The organism is Alicycliphilus denitrificans K601 (assembly GCF_000204645.1).
Taxonomy (GTDB): Bacteria; Pseudomonadota; Gammaproteobacteria; order Burkholderiales; family Burkholderiaceae_C; genus Alicycliphilus; species Alicycliphilus denitrificans.
In genome coordinates this window covers 2063906-2079724 of sequence record NC_015422.1, presented here as the reverse complement: position 1 = coordinate 2079724, position 15819 = coordinate 2063906, and the positions used below count along the sequence as shown (strand labels likewise).

Sequence of the window (15819 nt, the reverse complement as noted above, 5' to 3'; positions counted from 1 at the left end):
AAACCAATGAGCACCACCCCGCAGGCCAGCCCCGCGCTGGCCGATCTGCGCGTGCAGATCGACTCGCTGGACCACCAGCTGCTCCAGCTCGTCAACCAGCGCGCCCGCGTGGCCGAGCAGGTGGGCGAGCTCAAGAAGCGCGAGGGCACGCCCTTCTTCCGCCCCGACCGCGTGGCGCAGGTGATCGAGAAGATCCAGGGGGCCAACCCCGGCCCGCTCAAGAACGCGCACGTGGCCGCCATCTGGCGCGAGATCATGTCCGCGTGCCTGGCGCTCGAATCGCCCCAGCGCGTGGCCGTGCTGGGCCCCGAGGGCACGTTCTGCGAGCAGGCGGCCATCGAGTACTTCGGCGGCGCGGCCGACCTGATGTACTGCAACAGCTTCGACGAGGTGTTCCACGCCACGGCCGCGGGCAGCGCGCAGTACGGCGTGGTGGGCGTCGAGAATTCGAACGAGGGCGTGGTCACGCGCTCGCTCGACATGTTCCTGCACACGCCCTGCCACGTGGTCGGCGAGGTGAGCCTGCTGATCCGCCACAACCTGCTGCGCAGCGTCAACTCGGCCGAGGGCATCGAGGCCGTGCTGGCCCACCCGCAGGCACTGGCGCAGTGCCACGCGTGGCTCGCCAAGCACCTGCCGCATGCCGAGCGCCGCCCGGTGTCGAGCAACGCCGAGGGCGCGCGCCTGGCCGCCACCAACCCGGCCTGGGCCGGCATATCGAGCGAGCGCGCGGCCCAGCAGTACGGCCTGCACGTGGTGGCACACGCCATCCAGGACGACGCCTACAACCGCACGCGCTTCGCCATCATCTGCCTGCCGCACACGCTGGCCACGCCCGCGCCCACGGGCCGCGACTGCACCAGCCTCATCATCTCCGTGCCCAACCGCCCCGGCGCGGTGCACGACCTGCTGGTGCCGCTGAAAAAACACGGCGTGTCCATGACCCGCTTCGAGTCGCGCCCCGCGCGCACCGGCCAGTGGGAGTACTACTTCTACATCGACCTCGAAGGCCACCCCGCAGAGGCCAACGTGGCCGCCGCGCTGGCCGAGCTGCAGCAGCTGTGTGCCTTCTACAAGCTGCTCGGCACCTACCCCGTCGCTGCGTGAGGAGCGGGCCATGTTTGAACAACTCGGCCTGATCGGCTGCGGCCTCATGGGAGGCTCGTTCGCGCTGGCCATGAAGAAGGCCGGCCTGGTGCAGCGCGTGGTGGGCTACAGCAAGTCACCCTCGACCACCGAGCGGGCGCGCCAGCTCGGCGTGATCGACGTGGAGGCGCCCTCGGCCCTGCTGGCCGCCGCCGGCGCCGACATCGTGCTGCTGGCCGTGCCCGTGGCCGCCACCGAGGCCACGCTCAAGGCCATCAAACACCTGGTCACGCCGCAGATGCTGGTGATGGACGTAGGCTCCACCAAGGCCGACGTGGTGAAGGCCGCGCGCAGCGCGCTGCAGGGCCAGCTCGGCAGCTTCGTGCCCGCGCACCCGATCACGGGGCGCGAGGTCTCGGGCGTGGAGCATGCCGATGCCGGCCTGTACCACGGCCGCCAGGTCATCCTCACGCCCACCGAGCGCACGCTCACGGCCCAGCTGCGCCGAGCCGAGGATCTGTGGACGCAGCTCGGCGCCCGCGTGAGCAGCATGTCGCCCGAGTCGCACGACGCCGCCTTCGCCGCCGTGAGCCACCTGCCCCACATGCTGGCGTTCGCCATGCTCTCGAGCATCAACGCCCAGCCCAACGCCAACGAACTGCTGGCGCTGGCCGGCCCGGGCTTTCGCGACTTCACGCGCATCGCCGCCAGCGACCCGAAGATGTGGCGCGACATCTTGCGCGCCAACCGCGACGAGGTGCTGGCCCAGTCGCGCCTGTTCAAGCAGGCGCTGCAAGGGCTGGAGGACGCCATGCAGGCCGACAGCGACCAGCCCCTGGAAGACCTCATCACCCTGGCCAGCCACACCCGCGCCCACTGGCGCATGGGCGCGCAGCGCGGCCACAAGGACGCCTGATGTTCAGCACCGCCTTCCTCGACCTGCCCCCCCTCGCCAGCGCCGGCGGCACCGTGCAGTTGCCGGGCTCCAAGAGCATCTCCAACCGCGTGCTGCTGCTGGCCGCCCTGAGCCAGGGCACGACCGAGGTGCACGACCTGCTCTCCTCGGACGACACGCGCGTGATGCTCGACGCGCTGCGCGCCATCGGCTGCACGGTGGATGAGGCCGGCGGCGGCCGGGTGCGCATCACCGGCCTGGGCGGCCCGGATGGAACTCTGCCGCGCTCGCCCACCAAATTGTTCATGGGCAACGCGGGCACGGCCATGCGTCCCCTGACCGCGGCGCTGGCGCTACTGGGCGGCGAGTTCGAGCTGTCGGGCGTGCCGCGCATGCACGAGCGCCCCATCGGCGACCTCGTCGACGCGCTGCGCCAGCTCGGCTGCCGCATCGACTTTCTTGGCAACGAGGGCTACCCGCCCCTGTCCATCCGGCACGCCGCCGGCCTGCCCGCGCTGCGGCTGCACGAGCCGATCCGCGTGCGCGGCGACGTGTCCAGCCAGTTCCTCACCGCGCTGCTGATGGCGCTGCCGCTGGTCGCCAAAGAGCAGGACGTGGTGATCGAGGTGGTGGGCGAGCTGATCTCCAGGCCCTACATCCACATCACGCTGGAGCTGCTCGCGCGTTTCGGCATCGCCGTGCGCCACGAGGAGTGGCAGCGCTTCACCATCCCCGCCGGCAGCCGCTATCGCTCGCCCGGCCAGATCCACGTGGAGGCCGACGCCTCTTCCGCTAGCTATTTCATAGCTCTTGGCGCAATAGCAGAAAGCCCTAAAGGCCAAAAAGGCATAAAAATACTGGGCGTGGGGCAGGACTCCATCCAGGGCGACATCCGCTTCGTGGAAGCCGCGCGCGCCATGGGCGCGCAGATCACCGGCGGCCCCAACTGGCTGCAGATCGAGCGCGGCAGCTGGCCCCTGCGGGCCATAGACCTCGACTGCAACCACATCCCCGATGCGGCTATGACGCTGGCCGTGATGGCGCTGTACGCCCAGGGCACGACGACGCTGCGCAACATCGCCAGCTGGCGCGTCAAGGAGACCGACCGCCTGGCCGCCATGGCCTGCGAGCTCGCCAAGCTCGGCGCCAGCGTGGAGGAAGGCGCGGACTACCTGCGCATCACGCCTCCCGCCCGCCCGGCCGACTGGAAGAGCGCCAGCATCCACACCTACGACGACCACCGCGTGGCCATGTGCTTCTCGCTGGCGGCCTTCAACCCCGCCGGCCTGCCCGTGCGCATCGAAGACCCCAAGTGCGTGGCCAAGACCTTCCCCGACTACTTCGAGGCGCTGTTCTTGGTCGCCCGGGCCGACACAGCCCTCATCCCGGTCATCTGCATCGACGGCCCCACGGCCTCGGGCAAGGGCACGGTGGCAGCAAGCGTGGCTCGACAACTGGGCTACCACTTCCTGGACTCGGGGGCGCTCTACCGCATCACGGCGCTGGCCGCCACGCGCGCCGGCATCGCCATCGACCAGGCCGGCGAGCAGCGCATCGCCGATCTAGCGCGCGGCCTGCCCGTGCGCTTCGAGGGCGAGCGCATCTGGCTGGGCCAGGACGACGTCACCGAGGCCATCCGCACCGAGGAAGCGGGCATGAACGCCTCACGCGTCTCCGCCCTGCCCGCCGTGCGCATGGCCCTGGTCGCGCTGCAGCACGGCTTTCGCCGCCTGCCGGGCCTGGTGGCCGACGGGCGCGACATGGGCACGGTGATCTTCCCCGCCGCGCCGCTCAAGGTGTTCCTGACGGCCAGCGTCGAATGCCGCGCCGAGCGGCGCCATAAACAATTGATTTCCAAGGGAATTTCCGCTAATATCTTCGACCTTCGCGCTCAGCTCGAAGCGCGCGATGCACGGGACCAGTCCCGCGCCGTCGCACCGCTCAAGCCGGCGCAGGACGCCCTGCTGCTCGAGAGCTCGGCGCTCACGGTGGAACAAGCCGTGGCGCAGGTGCTCGACTGGTGGCAGGCACGCCAGCCCTTCTGACCAGAAATTGACCGAAGGGCCGGTACAGGCCCCGCAAGGCTCCCTCCGCGCCCCGACAGCGCACCGGCCTTGCGGTTGTTGCAACCCGAACCGCGGCCTCAAACCGCACCCCCTCCGCAGGCAGTCTTAGAAACGGTGGCAATGGTGCTGCTGGAAACCTGTTTGCGGGCAAGGAAATACATGTCTGAATCTTTTGCCGCCCTGTTTGAAGAATCGCTGCAGCGCACCGAAATGCGCCCGGGCGAGGTCATCACCGCCGAAGTCGTGCGCGTTGAGCACAACTTCGTCGTCGTGAACGCTGGCCTGAAGTCCGAAGCCTACGTGCCGATCGACGAATTCAAGAACGACCAGGGCGAGATCGAAGTCCAGGTGGGCGACTTCGTGTCCGTGGCCATCGGCTCCATCGAGAACGGCTACGGCGACACCATCCTCTCGCGCGACACCGCCAAGCGCCTGGCCTCCTGGCTGTCGCTGGAGAAGGCCCTGGAGTCCGGCGAGTTCGTCACCGGCACCACCAGCGGCAAGGTCAAGGGCGGCCTCACCGTGCTCGTCAACGGCATCCGCGCCTTCCTGCCCGGCTCGCTGATCGACACCCGTCCCGTTAAGGACCTGACTCCGTACGAAAACAAGACGATGGAGTTCAAGGTCATCAAGCTCGACCGCAAGCGCAACAACGTGGTGCTGAGCCGCCGCGCCGTGGTCGAGGCCTCGATGGGCGAAGAGCGCGCCAAGCTCATGGAAACGCTCAAGGAAGGCGCCATCGTCAACGGCGTGGTCAAGAACATCACCGAATACGGTGCGTTCGTGGACCTGGGCGGCATCGACGGCCTGCTGCACATCACCGACATGGCCTGGCGCCGCGTGCGCCACCCGTCCGAGGTGGTGCAGGCCGGCCAGGAGATCACGGCCAAGATCCTCAAGTTCGACACCGAGAAGAACCGCGTCTCGCTGGGCCTCAAGCAGATGGGCGACGACCCCTGGATGGGCGTGTCGCGCCGCTACCCCTCGGGCACGCGCCTGTTCGGCAAGGTCACGAACATCGCCGACTACGGCGCGTTCGTCGAGCTGGAGCCCGGCATCGAAGGCCTGGTGCACGTCTCCGAAATGGACTGGACCAACAAGAACGTGGCCCCCAACAAGCTCGTGTCGCTGGGCGACGAGGTCGAGGTCATGGTTCTCGAGATCGACGAAGACAAGCGCCGCATCAGCCTGGGCATGAAGCAGTGCCGCGCCAACCCCTGGCAGGAATTCGCGCAGAACACCAAGCGCGGCGACCGCGTCAAGGGCCCCATCAAGTCCATCACCGACTTCGGCGTGTTCGTGGGCCTGGCTGCCGGCATCGACGGCCTGGTGCACCTGTCCGACCTGTCCTGGAACGAGCCCGGCGAATCCGCCGTGCGCAACTACAAGAAGGGCCAGGAAGTCGAGGCCATCGTGCTGGCCGTGGACGTGGACCGCGAGCGCATCTCCCTGGGCATCAAGCAGCTCGACGGCGACCCGTTCACCACCTTCGTGACGGTGAACGACAAGGGCCAGACGGTGTCCGGCAAGGTCAAGACCGTGGACGCCCGCGGCGCCGAGATCGACCTGGGCAACGACATCGTGGGCTACCTGCGCGCCTCGGAAATCTCCCGCGACCGCGTGGAAGACGCCCGCAACGTGCTCAAGGAAGGCGACGAGGTCACGGCCGTGGTGGTCAACGTCGATCGCAAGACCCGCAACATCCAGCTGTCGATCAAGGCCAAGGACCAAGCCGACCAGCAGGAAGCCATGGCCCACCTGTCGGCCCAGTCCGCCAAGGAAAATGCCGGTACGACCAGCCTGGGCGCCCTGCTGCGCGCCAAGCTGGACAACTCCGACAAGTAATCGCCGGGGCCTGCAAAGGCATCGACCCGGTTGCCGCTGCCCCCAGGGTGGCGGCTCACAACGGCGGGCGCCCTGGGCGCCCGCCGTCACATCACCCACCGCATATTTGTTGCTGACCCATGACCCGATCTGACCTCGTCGAAGAACTGGCCGCACGCTTTGGCCAGCTCACGCAGCGCGATGCCGAATATGCCGTCAAGACCATCCTGGATGCCGTGAGCGACGCCCTGGTGCGCGGGCACCGCATCGAGATCCGTGGCTTTGGCAGTTTCTCGGTCAGCCATCGCCCCCCCCGCATGGGCCGCAACCCGCGCAGCGGCGAGGCCGTGCACATCCCCGAAAAACGCGTGCCGCACTTCAAGCCCGGCAAGGCCCTACGCGAAGCCGTGGACCAGCGATCCGCAAAAACCGCGGCGCAATAACGCATCAGGGCCTATGGCCGCCCAAGCCAGCCCCAGAGCATCAAGGCGCCGATCATGACCGGCTGATGCAGCATGTAGTAGCCCAGGCTGTAACGCCCCAGGGCCGCCAGCGGCGCCGCAGCGCGCGGCAGGGGCCCGGCAATCCAGGGTGCGCGCCGAGCCAGCAGCCACTGCCCGCAGGCCATGCCCCACCACATCACGCCGATCCAGGGGAACACGGGCACGTAGTCCTCGGTGAAGGGCTTGCGGGACACCCAGCCCAGCCAGTTCAGGGCGTGGCCATTGAAATACCTTGCCCACCCCGCCAGCGGCCCCTCCAGCGCCCACGCCGCGAGCCAGGGCGAGGCCACGGCCAGCAGGCCCGCGAGCCAGAGCCAGCGCCCCCAGCCCGCCGTCAGGCGAACCACGAGCAGCATGAGCGCCATACCATGCAGCACCCCGAAATAAATGAAGCTGCGTGGGAACATGGCGTAGGAGCCCGCCGTCACCAGCAGCGCGCAGCCGACGATCCGGCCCCAGCGCCGGAAGAAACGCCCCCAGCCCACCCCTTGCTGCCATGCCACCGCCTGGCCCAGGCCCGCGCACAGCAGAAACAGGCTGACGATCAGCGTGCGCTGCACCGTCCAGAAAGGGTCGGCGCGGAAATCCTGCGGCCAATAGTTAAAGTGGCTGAGGTCGAAGCAGAAATGGAATACCGTCATCCACAGCATGGCGAGGCCGCGCCACGCGTCCAACAGGTCGTAGCGTGCCGCCCCGCGTTCGCCATGACGAGAAGATGCCGGCATCAGGATCAAGCCTCGATCAGATCATCAGCCCACGCCACGCGGTTGCGCTCCTGGGCCTTGGCAGCGTAGAGGGCCGCATCTGCCCGGCGCAGCAATCCGACGGGCATCTCCTGGGGCGCCTGCAGCCGTGCCGCACCGACAGAGACGGTCAGGTGTATGGCCGCACCGCTCGCCAGAACGACCGGCGATGCCTGCACCGCCGCCCGCACGCGCTCCAGCAGGCGCTCGCCATTCTCTACGGTGGTGTTGGCCATCAACAGAACAAACTCTTCACCGCCCCAGCGGGCCAAGGTATCGGTCGGCCGTATGCACTCGGTCACAGTGCGGACAAAAGCGCACAGCGCCTGGTCCCCGACCGCATGACCGTGCGTGTCGTTGATGACCTTGAAGTGGTCCAGGTCCAGCTGCGCCACCAGCAGAGGTTGCTGACTGCGCTGTGCCCGCGCGCCCTCGATATGCATCACCTCCAGCATGAAGCGGCGGTTGTACAGGCCTGTAAGCTCGTCACGAATGGCACGCTCGTGCTCGCTGGCAACCGCCTGGGTCAACTCGTTCCTTTTCTTGCGCGCGGCAAGCACTCGCAAATTGAGAAACGTACAGCTGATCAGTACCACGATGATCATCACCATGTAAGCCACCGTCAGCGCCAGTGGCTGGCCTCCGTACTCAGGAGACCACTGCGCGATCGCCAGGGCAATGCCGAACACCATCGAGCCGTAGAACAGCACGGCCAGCATCTGCCGCGGCGTGAGGCCGAACATCCCGAAGAACAGAATGACCGCCAGAATCGGCAGCACGATGCCGCGCGCCGCGCCCATGATCACATAGGCCACGGCGGTGCAGAGAATGGAGGAACTGATCTGGAACAGCGTGAGCGCAGGGTCTTCCCAGCGTTGGCTGTAACCGCTGCGGATCAGCACATACACGACGACCAGGCCCGCAGCGCTGACCAGGGACAACCAATGCACGGGACCGGCCTTCGTCAGGCCCGCGGCCGCCACCAGCTGCATTGCGGCGATGCAGCACAGCATCAGCAGCGCCGCCATGACCGTCATTGTCAGGCGGATGCGCTGATGCCGCTCGGTGGTTAACAGCGCGTCAAGTGCGCGCCTCACCAGATCATGCGACGCTGGCGATTCCTGGTGCAACAGTGGCCTCCCCTCCTCCTACCGTGCGCGTAGTATGGCAGGCAATTCAGGCGGAAGGCTGTGGTACCGGCGCGACGTGACGGGATGCGAACGCAAAAAAGGGGTTGCACCCAACAGTACAACCCCTTCGATTCGTTTGGTCGGAGCGGCGGGATTCGAACTCGCGACCCTCTGCTCCCAAAGCAGATGCGCTACCAGGCTGCGCTACGCTCCGACGGCCGGAATTCTAACCTGCCAAACAACACCGCCCGGGCGAACGGCGCGTTATTTGTGCCGCTCAGCGGTTGCCCGAAGATGTGCCCGGCCCCGGGCCGCGGCCGGCAAGATGGCGGAAGGTGATGCGGCCCTTGGTCAGGTCGTAGGGCGACATCTCCAGCGACACCTTGTCACCCGCGAGGATACGGATGTGGTGCTTGCGCATCTTGCCACCGGTATAGGCAATGAGCTGGTGCCCGTTGTCCAGGGTTACACGAAAACGAGAATCCGGCAGGACTTCGGTGACGCTACCCTGCATCTCGATCAGTTCTTCTTTGGCCATGTGTGGTCGTCTCTAGATAACAAATGTCTGTAGCGGCGTCGGTGAAGCCCACGCGTCCACCACCGAGGACCGCATCGGCTCCCTTGCGGACTCGAAGCACGGAGCAATGCAGGAAAGCGACTCGCTGCACCCGGGACGCAGAAAGATCAACAGACCGGGGAAGGCGGCTTCAATGGCCAGGCGTGGCGCTGCGCATGAAACCCTTAATTATACTGCGGCGTCGATCCGTCGCGCGAGCCGCGGATCACTAAGACCGCGCCACCGCCGCCGCCAGCGCTTTCACCAGATCCGACTGCGTGATGATGCCAACCAGCTGCCTTGCCTCGTCCACCACGGGAATATGGTGGTGGCCCGCCTCGGAAAACAACGGCACAAGGTCCATGACATGCTGGTCCGCCTGCACCTGCAGCACCGGCGACGACATCAAGCCCTGCACCTGATCGGGCCGTTTGGGCCGGCCCATGATGAGGGAGCGCAGACGCTGGCCCATACCCTCGTGCACCTCCAGGTTGGCCAGGCGCATGAAGTCCGCCATGGTGACGATGCCCACCACCACGCGCTGCGCGTCCACCACGGGCAGCGCCTTGATCGCATGCTTGCGCATGAGCGCCCAGGCCTCCTGCAGCGGCGTATTGGCCGCCACTGCATGCACGGGCATCGACATGATCTGCCTGCAGCGCAGGCCGCCCAGCGTGCGTTGGAATGCGGCCTTGCCCGCCAGGTGCAGCAGGCCCTCCAGATCGTTGCGGCTCACGTCCAGCACCTGGTTGTAGTGCGACAGCGCCGCGTCCAGGTCGGCCGACGTGAAAGCGCCGGAATCGGAATCCTTGGGCTGCGTGAGCTTGCGCAACTGCGCATGGGGGTAGCCGCGGCCCGTCAGGTGGTTGAAGGCCATGCCCGCCAATACCAGCACCAGCACATTGAACGACACTGGCACCACCGCCATGAGCGTGGCCTCCTGCGGATGCAGCACGGCAAACAGGGCCATGGCACCTCCGGGTGGATGCAGGCAGCGCAGCGCCAGCATCAGCATCACCGCCAATCCCACGCCAAGGCCGCAGGCCAACGGCAGGTTGGGCACCAGCGCCGCGCAGGCCACGCCCACCAGATACGACAGCGCACTGCCCGCCAGCACCGGCCATGGCTGCGCCAGGGGACTGGAAGGCAAGGAGATGATGAGTACGGCGCTCGACCCCAAGGACGCCATCATCCATGGCATTGGAGAGGCCGCGCCAAGCCAATGGGCGAAAACCGCCACAACGGCCACGCTCAGGACGATGCCCGAGACCATGCGCAGGCGCTCGCGCTGGTTGATGCGCACGCGTGCCGGCATGAAAAGGCGCAGCCACGCCAGGGCACGCCGGGTCAATGGCCCTGGCGCCTCGGCCTCATGGGGCCCAGGGCTGGGATTGGGGGTGGTGAGCAAGGACATGAAGACACGACGACAGGTGCCGGCACGGCTGGAACGGCTGGTCCGTGTCCGGGCAAAAGGCCGCAAATTATCCGCGCGACACATCCGCCATGGGCGCACATGGTTATTGCCCCATGCATGCCTTTGCTCGAACGACAAAGGAAATCGCCCATTCGCTCTATATATAGAATGGCCCGGCCTTTTTGCCTGGATTGCCGCCACGTGTCTGACCGTCTCGCCGTACTGCCCCAGTATCTGCTCCCCAAGCAGTTGCTCACCTCTCTCGCCGGACGGTTTGCGTCGGCCCGCGCAGGAGGGTTGACAACGGCCGCCATCCGCCGCTTCGTGGCACGCTACCAGGTAGACATGAGCGAGGCGGCCGAGCCGGACATTGCCGGCTACTCCAGCTTCAACGACTTCTTCACGCGTGCGCTGCGCCCCGGCATGCGTCCGCTGGCCGACGCGGCCGCCACCTGCCCCGTGGATGGCGCCGTGAGCCAGCTGGGTCCCATAGAACGCGACCAGATCCTCCAGGCCAAGGGACACCGCTATTCCACGACCGCCCTGCTCGGCGGAGACGCACAGCTGGCCGCGCAGTTCCAGGACGGGCAATTCGCCACCATCTACCTGAGCCCGCGCGACTACCACCGCATCCACATGCCCTGCGACGGCCGCCTGCTGCGCATGGAACATGTGCCGGGCGCCCTATTCTCGGTGAATCCCACGACGGCCCGCGGCGTGCCCGGGCTGTTTGCGCGCAACGAGCGCGTGGTATGCCTGTTCGAAACCCTGCTGGGCCTCATGGGGCTGGTGCTGGTGGGCGCCACCATCGTGGGCAGCGTGGCTACCGTATGGCACGGCCAAGTCAACCCGCCACGCACGAGACAGCCGCGCCGCTGGGACTACCAAAGCCAGCAGATCACCCTGCGCCAGGGCGAGGAAATGGGACGCTTCCTGCTCGGCTCCACCGTCGTGCTGCTGTTTCAGAACGGGGCGGTGGAGTTCAACCCGGACTGGGCGGCTGCGCACCCGGTGCGCCTGGGTGAAGCCATGGCCCAGCGGCCCGGAGCGTGGACGAACAGCTCTGCGCCAGGGTAGCAGGAGTGTCGTCAATACCGCTCGGGCACGCGCACGGTGGTGAACACCGTGGGTTCGAGCTCCAGGTCCATGGGATCGACAGGCTCTGCGTAGCCGACAAGAAAGACCGCGAGATCGTTGCGGCGCAGCGATACGTGACTCACCGTTTCCCAACTGCCGGCCCGCCTGACGCGGGTGCCCGGCTTGTAGACCGGCATGCGAAAGTACTTGGCCCAGCCCCAGGGTGCCTGGGGCTGTTCCTGGGTTACAGGATGAGCTGGGCTGGCTTGCATGGTGCGCCATCTTAGCGGCTTTACGAACGGCAACGAACCCCGGCAAAGACCCGGCCTTTATAATTTGCCCATCATGCCGAGATGGTTGATTGCGGTTCTCACCCTCCACATCCTGTTGGGCCTGGGTGCGTCCGCTTTCGGCAAGACACCCACGGCGCCGCTCTCTGCGCAGGCAAGCGCACGGTCGATCCAGACCGCTTTGATGCATCAGCACACCACCGCCCCTCAGGCCCAGCAGACAGCCACCGCGGATCAGGCCTCCACCGACGGGTATGAGTGCAGCCTTGCCGACACCAATCCGGATCTGCCGGACGACCAGAGCATCGGGCTCTTTGACGCAGGTGCCGGCCATGCTCCGTGCCATTGCCCCATGGCGATGACCACGGCACTGTCGTCTCCCTGGCTGAAAAAGCAGCCCAAACGGCCACGAGCGGGCCGCATGCTGCACCGAGCCTGAGTTGCTCTGCGCACTCTGGCGTCCGGCTGGAGTCGCTGGGATCGATCACCGCATCCCATAGCATCCGCCACAGGGGCAGCCCGGCGCATCCGCAACACCGCTTTCTCCGCCCTGGCGCATCTCGTCCAGGGCAATCGACCGATTTCACCAGGAGCATCCCCATGCGTTTAACCACCCGAGGCAAGCTCGCCGTCACCGCCATCACCGACGTGGCGCTGCACTCCCATGGCCACCCCGTGGCCCTCCCCGGCATCAGTGTCCGGCAGGGTATTTCCTTGTCCTACCTGGAAGACATTTTCAGCGCGCTGCGCCGCGCGGGGCTCGTCCACAGCGTTCGCGGGCCCGGCGGCGGCTATATGCTGACACGCCCACCGCAAAGCCTGTCGGTCGCGGAGATCGTCATGGCCTCCGAGAAATACATGGCCCACGCCAATGACAAGGCCGGCAATGCCGCTCCCTCCCCATCTTCCGACGACATGACCGCGGACCTGTGGGCCAGCTTCCATTCACGCATCCTGGAGTACCTGCAATCCATTACCGTCGCCGACTTGCTTGCACAGCACAGGACCGGCGCCGACAACGCTGGCTCTCCTGCCGCGACGGCGCAACCCTCCCAGGCACGCCCCCACCACGCCCGGGAGTCCCAGCTTCCATCGCGCAACGTACCGAACTCAGTGTTTGCCTTGGGCCTGAGGGCAGGTTGATCTGGCGTTCTGATCGACCTTCAACTTGCGTGGCAGGCACGGAAGTTACGCTAGAATTCCCAGGCTACAGAAGCACTTAGTGTGAAAATTCCAAGTAATTCAATGACTTGGAAAATGCGGGCGTCGTTCAATGGTAGGACCTGAGCTTCCCAAGCTCAAGACGTGGGTTCGATTCCCATCGCCCGCTCCACTTCGACTTTCCAGGGACTTCCAGAAAAGACCGTGGAACGTCGCAAGTGATTGTCACCATTCAGCTTTTTCGCCATCGCTGAATCCAGTGACGTCCAGCGAAAACCACTGACTGCCGGTACAAAACGGTACATCAAGTGGTACATCGGAAAGCGGAGCTTCCCGCTTCCGCATAGTTGCTGGAGCAGCGCGGGGTCGGACAGGACCATGCAGCCAACTCGATTCTCAGGAGTTGGGCTCATGCTCTCAGACCTCATGGTTCGCCAAGCCAAGGCGACCGGCAATACGTACACGCTGGCCGATTCGGACGGCCTCTCCCTCTTCGTCTCCGCCAACGGCGCCAAGGCCTGGCACTTCCGCTTCACCTGGGGCGGCAAGCGCGATCGCATGTCCTTCGGCAGCTACCCGGCGCTCTCCCTGAAGGAGGCGCGCGAGCTTCGCGATGAAGCCCGCAACCTGCTCGCCAAGGGCGTCAATCCGCACAGCGAACGCAAGCGCAAGCGCCATGCCATCGTGCTGGCGGGCGAACACACGTTCCAGGCGGTCTACGACCAGTGGCTGGCACATCGCAGGCTGTCGCTGGAGGAAGGACGGCAGACCAGCCTGGAGCAGATCGCCCGCGTCTTCAAGAAAGATGTGTTCCCGGTGCTGCGTCACCTGACCATCTACGACATCACGCGCGCGCACCTGCTGGACATCATCGGCAAGGTGGAAAAACGCGGCTCGCTGTCGGTGGCCGAGAAGCTCAGGACGTGGTTCACGCAGCTGTTCACCTATGCCACGGTGGCGATCCCGAACATGCACGACAACCCGTCCAAGGACTTGGAGGTCGTCGCGTTGCCGCTGCCGCCGGTCGATCACAACCCGTTCCTGCGCATGCCCGAGCTGCCGATCATGCTGCAGACGCTGCGCAAGTACCGCGGCCGCCTGAACACGCAGTTGGGCTTGCGGCTATTGATGCTCACTGGCGTGCGCACCGGCGAGTTGCGCTTCGCCACGCCCGACCAGTTCGACCTCGAACAAGGCCTGTGGATCATCCCGGTGGCCAGGCTCAAGCAGCGCGCATTGCTCACCAAGAAGAAACGCAAGCGCCTGGTAGACATCCCGCCCTACATCGTGCCGCTGCCGGTGCAGGCCCAGGAGATCGTTCGCCATCTGCTGGACCAGTGCAAGCCGGCGCAGGTCTACCTCATTCCGGGCGACTGGTGCCTAAAGCATCCCGTCAGCGAGAACACATTCAACGGGGCGCTTAAGCGCATGGGCTACGAGGACCAGCTCACGGGGCACGGCATCCGCGCCACAATTTCGACCGCGCTCAACGAACTCGGCTACCCGAAGAAGTGGGTGGATGCCCAGCTCTCGCACGCCGACCCGGACAAGATCAGCGCGACCTACAACCATGCCGAGTACGTTGAGCAGCGCCGCGTGATGATGCAGGATTGGGCCGATCGCCTGGACCTGTTCGAGCAGAACCAGGTCGAGGTCGCCAGCCGGCACCTGACCATCACGCTGCAAGGCCTGCCCACAATCGCCGGCCAGGCGGCCGTGCAGCCGCCGGTGGTCGACCTCACGGCGCCACAGTTGATCGTGACCGCGCCGACGCCCGACATGCCCGCAGCGCCGGCATCGGTGCAGCGGTTGTCGGCCGTGCGGATGCCCGAGTACGCGCGGCCGCGGCTGTCGGAGGTGCAGCGCGAACGCCTGCGGGTGCTGGAGACCTTCGAAGCGCCGCACAACCTTTCGGTGGCGGACTACGCCAAGCTCGCGGGCAAGTCGCGCCGCTGGATCACCTACGAGATCCAAGCCGGCAACCTGCTGTCGATCCACATGGGCAACCGTGGGCAGCGGATGCCGGACTGGCAGCTCGATCCGCTCAAGCGCAGGCTCGTGCAGTTCGTGCTCAAGCAGGTGCCGCGCGGGCTCGACACCTGGGCGATCTACCACGCGCTGCTGCAGCCCTATGACGCGCTCGGTGGGCGCTCTGCCATCGAGGCAGTCAACCCGAAGAACCTGCACCTGGCTGCGCGGCTGGTCGCGGCGCAGAGTATCGCGGCGGATGATCCCGAGGACTCCGACATTCCGGTGCAAGTGCGGCGCAGCGTGCAGCGCCTAGTGCAGGACGCCATCACGTTCGATGCCGCCGAAGACCTGATGGAGCCTTGACGCGGCTGGCCTTCAGGTCACGGAGCGGACGCGGCGCGCGAACCGCTCCTGGGGTTCGGTCAAGGCCTCACACGTGTGCAGCAAGTAGGCCATGACGATCGGCGGTGCACCGGCCAGCGGTCGCACCGCGATGCCTCGGCACTGGTATCCCGCCAGCCGCGCGGCGGGCGCGATGGCGATGCCGTACCCCGCGGCGACCAGCGTCATCGTCATGTCGAAGGTGCTCACGACTTGCTCGTGTGGCGCGTCGCCGATCAGAAGATGCACCAGGGCCTGCCACGGCTCGTCCGCGGTAGATTGCGCACAGATGAGGGGCTGCTTTTGCAGTTCATGGCACGGTACGTCGCGATGGACCAGCAGGTGCGAACGCTTGGCGACGGCGACAGCCAGCGTGTCGTGCCACAACGGCTCGCACACCCAACCAGGCCAGTCCACATCGGCGGTCGAGAGCGCGAAGTCGAAGCCGCCTCTCGACACCTCACCTGCCGGCGTGCTACCCGCACATTCGACCAGGGTGGCCGTGGTCTCGGGTTCTTCGGCCCGTTGCAGCGCCAGCACGTCGGCGAGCTGCGAGGGCACCCACCCACCGAGCACGGCCACGCGGATCGCGGTGCAGGCGTCGCTTGATGTCACGGTACTGCTTCCTCCCAAGGGCAGAAACTCGTGGGGGCGAAAGCATCAGACGTGCTATCGCGCTTTTGAGTTAAGTTTAACGTGGTTTATCTACGGGCAATGCTCGA

General features: G+C 66.3%; 16 protein-coding genes and 2 tRNA genes. 10 read left to right on the top strand and 8 right to left on the bottom strand.

Annotation, left to right across the window (positions count from 1 at the left end; translation table 11 throughout):
• Positions 1-6 precede the first annotated feature (6 nt).
• From pheA to ALIDE2_RS09870, 5 genes are all read left to right on the top strand, one after another.
• The gene (gene pheA, locus ALIDE2_RS09890) at positions 7-1107 is read left to right on the top strand and encodes a prephenate dehydratase (protein ID WP_013722033.1); all 1101 of its coding nucleotides are present in this window, start codon (positions 7-9) and stop codon (positions 1105-1107) included.
• Positions 1108-1117: 10 nt separating this feature from the next.
• On the top strand, positions 1118-2002 hold the full coding sequence (locus tag ALIDE2_RS09885) for a prephenate dehydrogenase (protein WP_013518699.1): 885 nt from the start codon (positions 1118-1120) through the stop codon (positions 2000-2002).
• Positions 2002-4026, top strand: a complete 2025-nt coding sequence (locus ALIDE2_RS09880) for a bifunctional 3-phosphoshikimate 1-carboxyvinyltransferase/cytidylate kinase (RefSeq protein WP_013722032.1) — start codon at positions 2002-2004, stop codon at positions 4024-4026. The genes ALIDE2_RS09885 and ALIDE2_RS09880 overlap by 1 nt, the downstream gene beginning before the upstream one ends.
• A 135-nt stretch (positions 4027-4161) precedes the next feature.
• The gene (gene rpsA, locus ALIDE2_RS09875; protein ID WP_373279467.1) at positions 4162-5892 is read left to right on the top strand and encodes a 30S ribosomal protein S1; all 1731 of its coding nucleotides are present in this window, start codon (positions 4162-4164) and stop codon (positions 5890-5892) included.
• Positions 5893-6011: 119 nt separating this feature from the next.
• Positions 6012-6314, top strand: a complete 303-nt coding sequence (locus ALIDE2_RS09870) for an integration host factor subunit beta (protein ID WP_013518696.1) — start codon at positions 6012-6014, stop codon at positions 6312-6314.
• A gap of 11 nt (positions 6315-6325) precedes the next feature.
• On the opposite strand, the gene ALIDE2_RS09865 is transcribed toward ALIDE2_RS09870, so the two are convergent.
• The 5 genes from ALIDE2_RS09865 to ALIDE2_RS09845 form a co-directional block, all read right to left on the bottom strand.
• Complete coding sequence (locus ALIDE2_RS09865) at positions 6326-7099, bottom strand: heparan-alpha-glucosaminide N-acetyltransferase (protein ID WP_013722031.1); 774 nt, start codon at positions 7097-7099, stop codon at positions 6326-6328.
• A 5-nt stretch (positions 7100-7104) separates the two neighbouring features.
• Entirely contained in the window at positions 7105-8247 is a 1143-nt protein-coding gene (locus tag ALIDE2_RS09860; protein ID WP_238530124.1) for a GGDEF domain-containing protein, read from the bottom strand.
• 137 nt (positions 8248-8384) lie between these two features.
• Positions 8385-8461: transfer RNA gene (locus tag ALIDE2_RS09855), tRNA-Pro, on the bottom strand.
• Positions 8462-8524: 63 nt separating this feature from the next.
• Positions 8525-8785: a translation initiation factor IF-1 gene (infA, locus tag ALIDE2_RS09850; protein WP_013518693.1), complete on the bottom strand. Its 261-nt coding sequence runs from the start codon at positions 8783-8785 to the stop codon at positions 8525-8527.
• Positions 8786-9032: 247 nt separating this feature from the next.
• Positions 9033-10217 carry an HPP family protein gene (locus ALIDE2_RS09845; protein ID WP_041700812.1) on the bottom strand — a complete coding sequence of 395 codons (1185 nt, stop codon included), beginning with the start codon at positions 10215-10217 and terminating at the stop codon, positions 9033-9035.
• 201 nt (positions 10218-10418) lie between these two features.
• On the opposite strand from ALIDE2_RS09845, the gene asd reads away from it, so the two are divergent.
• Entirely contained in the window at positions 10419-11294 is an 876-nt protein-coding gene (asd, locus tag ALIDE2_RS09840; RefSeq protein WP_013518691.1) for an archaetidylserine decarboxylase, read from the top strand.
• An 11-nt stretch (positions 11295-11305) separates the two neighbouring features.
• On the opposite strand, the gene ALIDE2_RS09835 is transcribed toward asd, so the two are convergent.
• Entirely contained in the window at positions 11306-11566 is a 261-nt protein-coding gene (locus ALIDE2_RS09835; protein WP_013518690.1) for a hypothetical protein, read from the bottom strand.
• On the opposite strand from ALIDE2_RS09835, the gene ALIDE2_RS09830 reads away from it, so the two are divergent.
• The 3 genes from ALIDE2_RS09830 (at position 11565) to ALIDE2_RS09820 (ending at position 12917) form a co-directional block, all read left to right on the top strand.
• Positions 11565-12023, top strand: coding sequence for a hypothetical protein (locus ALIDE2_RS09830; protein ID WP_049787086.1), 459 nt, complete (start codon positions 11565-11567; stop codon positions 12021-12023). The genes ALIDE2_RS09835 and ALIDE2_RS09830 overlap by 2 nt on opposite strands.
• Positions 12024-12184: 161 nt before the next feature.
• Positions 12185-12727 carry an Rrf2 family transcriptional regulator gene (locus tag ALIDE2_RS09825; RefSeq protein ID WP_013518688.1) on the top strand — a complete coding sequence of 181 codons (543 nt, stop codon included), beginning with the start codon at positions 12185-12187 and terminating at the stop codon, positions 12725-12727.
• 116 nt (positions 12728-12843) lie between these two features.
• Positions 12844-12917 (top strand) — tRNA-Gly (locus tag ALIDE2_RS09820).
• Here the strand turns inward: ALIDE2_RS09820 and ALIDE2_RS24945 are convergent.
• Positions 12883-13125, bottom strand: a complete 243-nt coding sequence (locus ALIDE2_RS24945) for a hypothetical protein (RefSeq protein ID WP_148262964.1) — start codon at positions 13123-13125, stop codon at positions 12883-12885. The genes ALIDE2_RS09820 and ALIDE2_RS24945 overlap by 35 nt on opposite strands.
• Positions 13126-13156: 31 nt before the next feature.
• Here ALIDE2_RS24945 and ALIDE2_RS09815 point away from each other — a divergent pair, with 31 nt between their 5' ends.
• On the top strand, positions 13157-15079 hold the full coding sequence (locus tag ALIDE2_RS09815) for a tyrosine-type recombinase/integrase (RefSeq protein ID WP_013722028.1): 1923 nt from the start codon (positions 13157-13159) through the stop codon (positions 15077-15079).
• Between the two features lie 12 nt (positions 15080-15091).
• Here ALIDE2_RS09815 and ALIDE2_RS09810 read toward each other — a convergent pair whose 3' ends face one another.
• Positions 15092-15712 carry a substrate-binding domain-containing protein gene (locus tag ALIDE2_RS09810; protein WP_013722027.1) on the bottom strand — a complete coding sequence of 207 codons (621 nt, stop codon included), beginning with the start codon at positions 15710-15712 and terminating at the stop codon, positions 15092-15094.
• Positions 15713-15819: the final 107 nt, after the last annotated feature.

Bases quoted from the DNA above. Each gene is read 5' to 3' on its own strand.
- ALIDE2_RS09865 (WP_013722031.1), bottom strand. From the start codon at position 7,099: ATGCCGGCATCTTCTCGTCATGGCGAACGCGGGGCGGCACGCTACGAC.
- ALIDE2_RS09880 (WP_013722032.1), top strand. From the start codon at position 2,002: ATGTTCAGCACCGCCTTCCTCGACCTGCCCCCCCTCGCCAGCGCCGGC.
- pheA (WP_013722033.1), top strand. From the start codon at position 7: ATGAGCACCACCCCGCAGGCCAGCCCCGCGCTGGCCGATCTGCGCGTG.
- infA (WP_013518693.1), bottom strand. From the start codon at position 8,785: ATGGCCAAAGAAGAACTGATCGAGATGCAGGGTAGCGTCACCGAAGTC.
- ALIDE2_RS09870 (WP_013518696.1), top strand. From the start codon at position 6,012: ATGACCCGATCTGACCTCGTCGAAGAACTGGCCGCACGCTTTGGCCAG.
- ALIDE2_RS24945 (WP_148262964.1), bottom strand. From the start codon at position 13,125: ATGGTCCTGTCCGACCCCGCGCTGCTCCAGCAACTATGCGGAAGCGGG.
- ALIDE2_RS09835 (WP_013518690.1), bottom strand. From the start codon at position 11,566: ATGCAAGCCAGCCCAGCTCATCCTGTAACCCAGGAACAGCCCCAGGCA.
- ALIDE2_RS09815 (WP_013722028.1), top strand. From the start codon at position 13,157: ATGCTCTCAGACCTCATGGTTCGCCAAGCCAAGGCGACCGGCAATACG.
- ALIDE2_RS09830 (WP_049787086.1), top strand. From the start codon at position 11,565: ATGGTGCGCCATCTTAGCGGCTTTACGAACGGCAACGAACCCCGGCAA.
- ALIDE2_RS09845 (WP_041700812.1), bottom strand. From the start codon at position 10,217: ATGTCCTTGCTCACCACCCCCAATCCCAGCCCTGGGCCCCATGAGGCC.
- ALIDE2_RS09885 (WP_013518699.1), top strand. From the start codon at position 1,118: ATGTTTGAACAACTCGGCCTGATCGGCTGCGGCCTCATGGGAGGCTCG.
- ALIDE2_RS09825 (WP_013518688.1), top strand. From the start codon at position 12,185: ATGCGTTTAACCACCCGAGGCAAGCTCGCCGTCACCGCCATCACCGAC.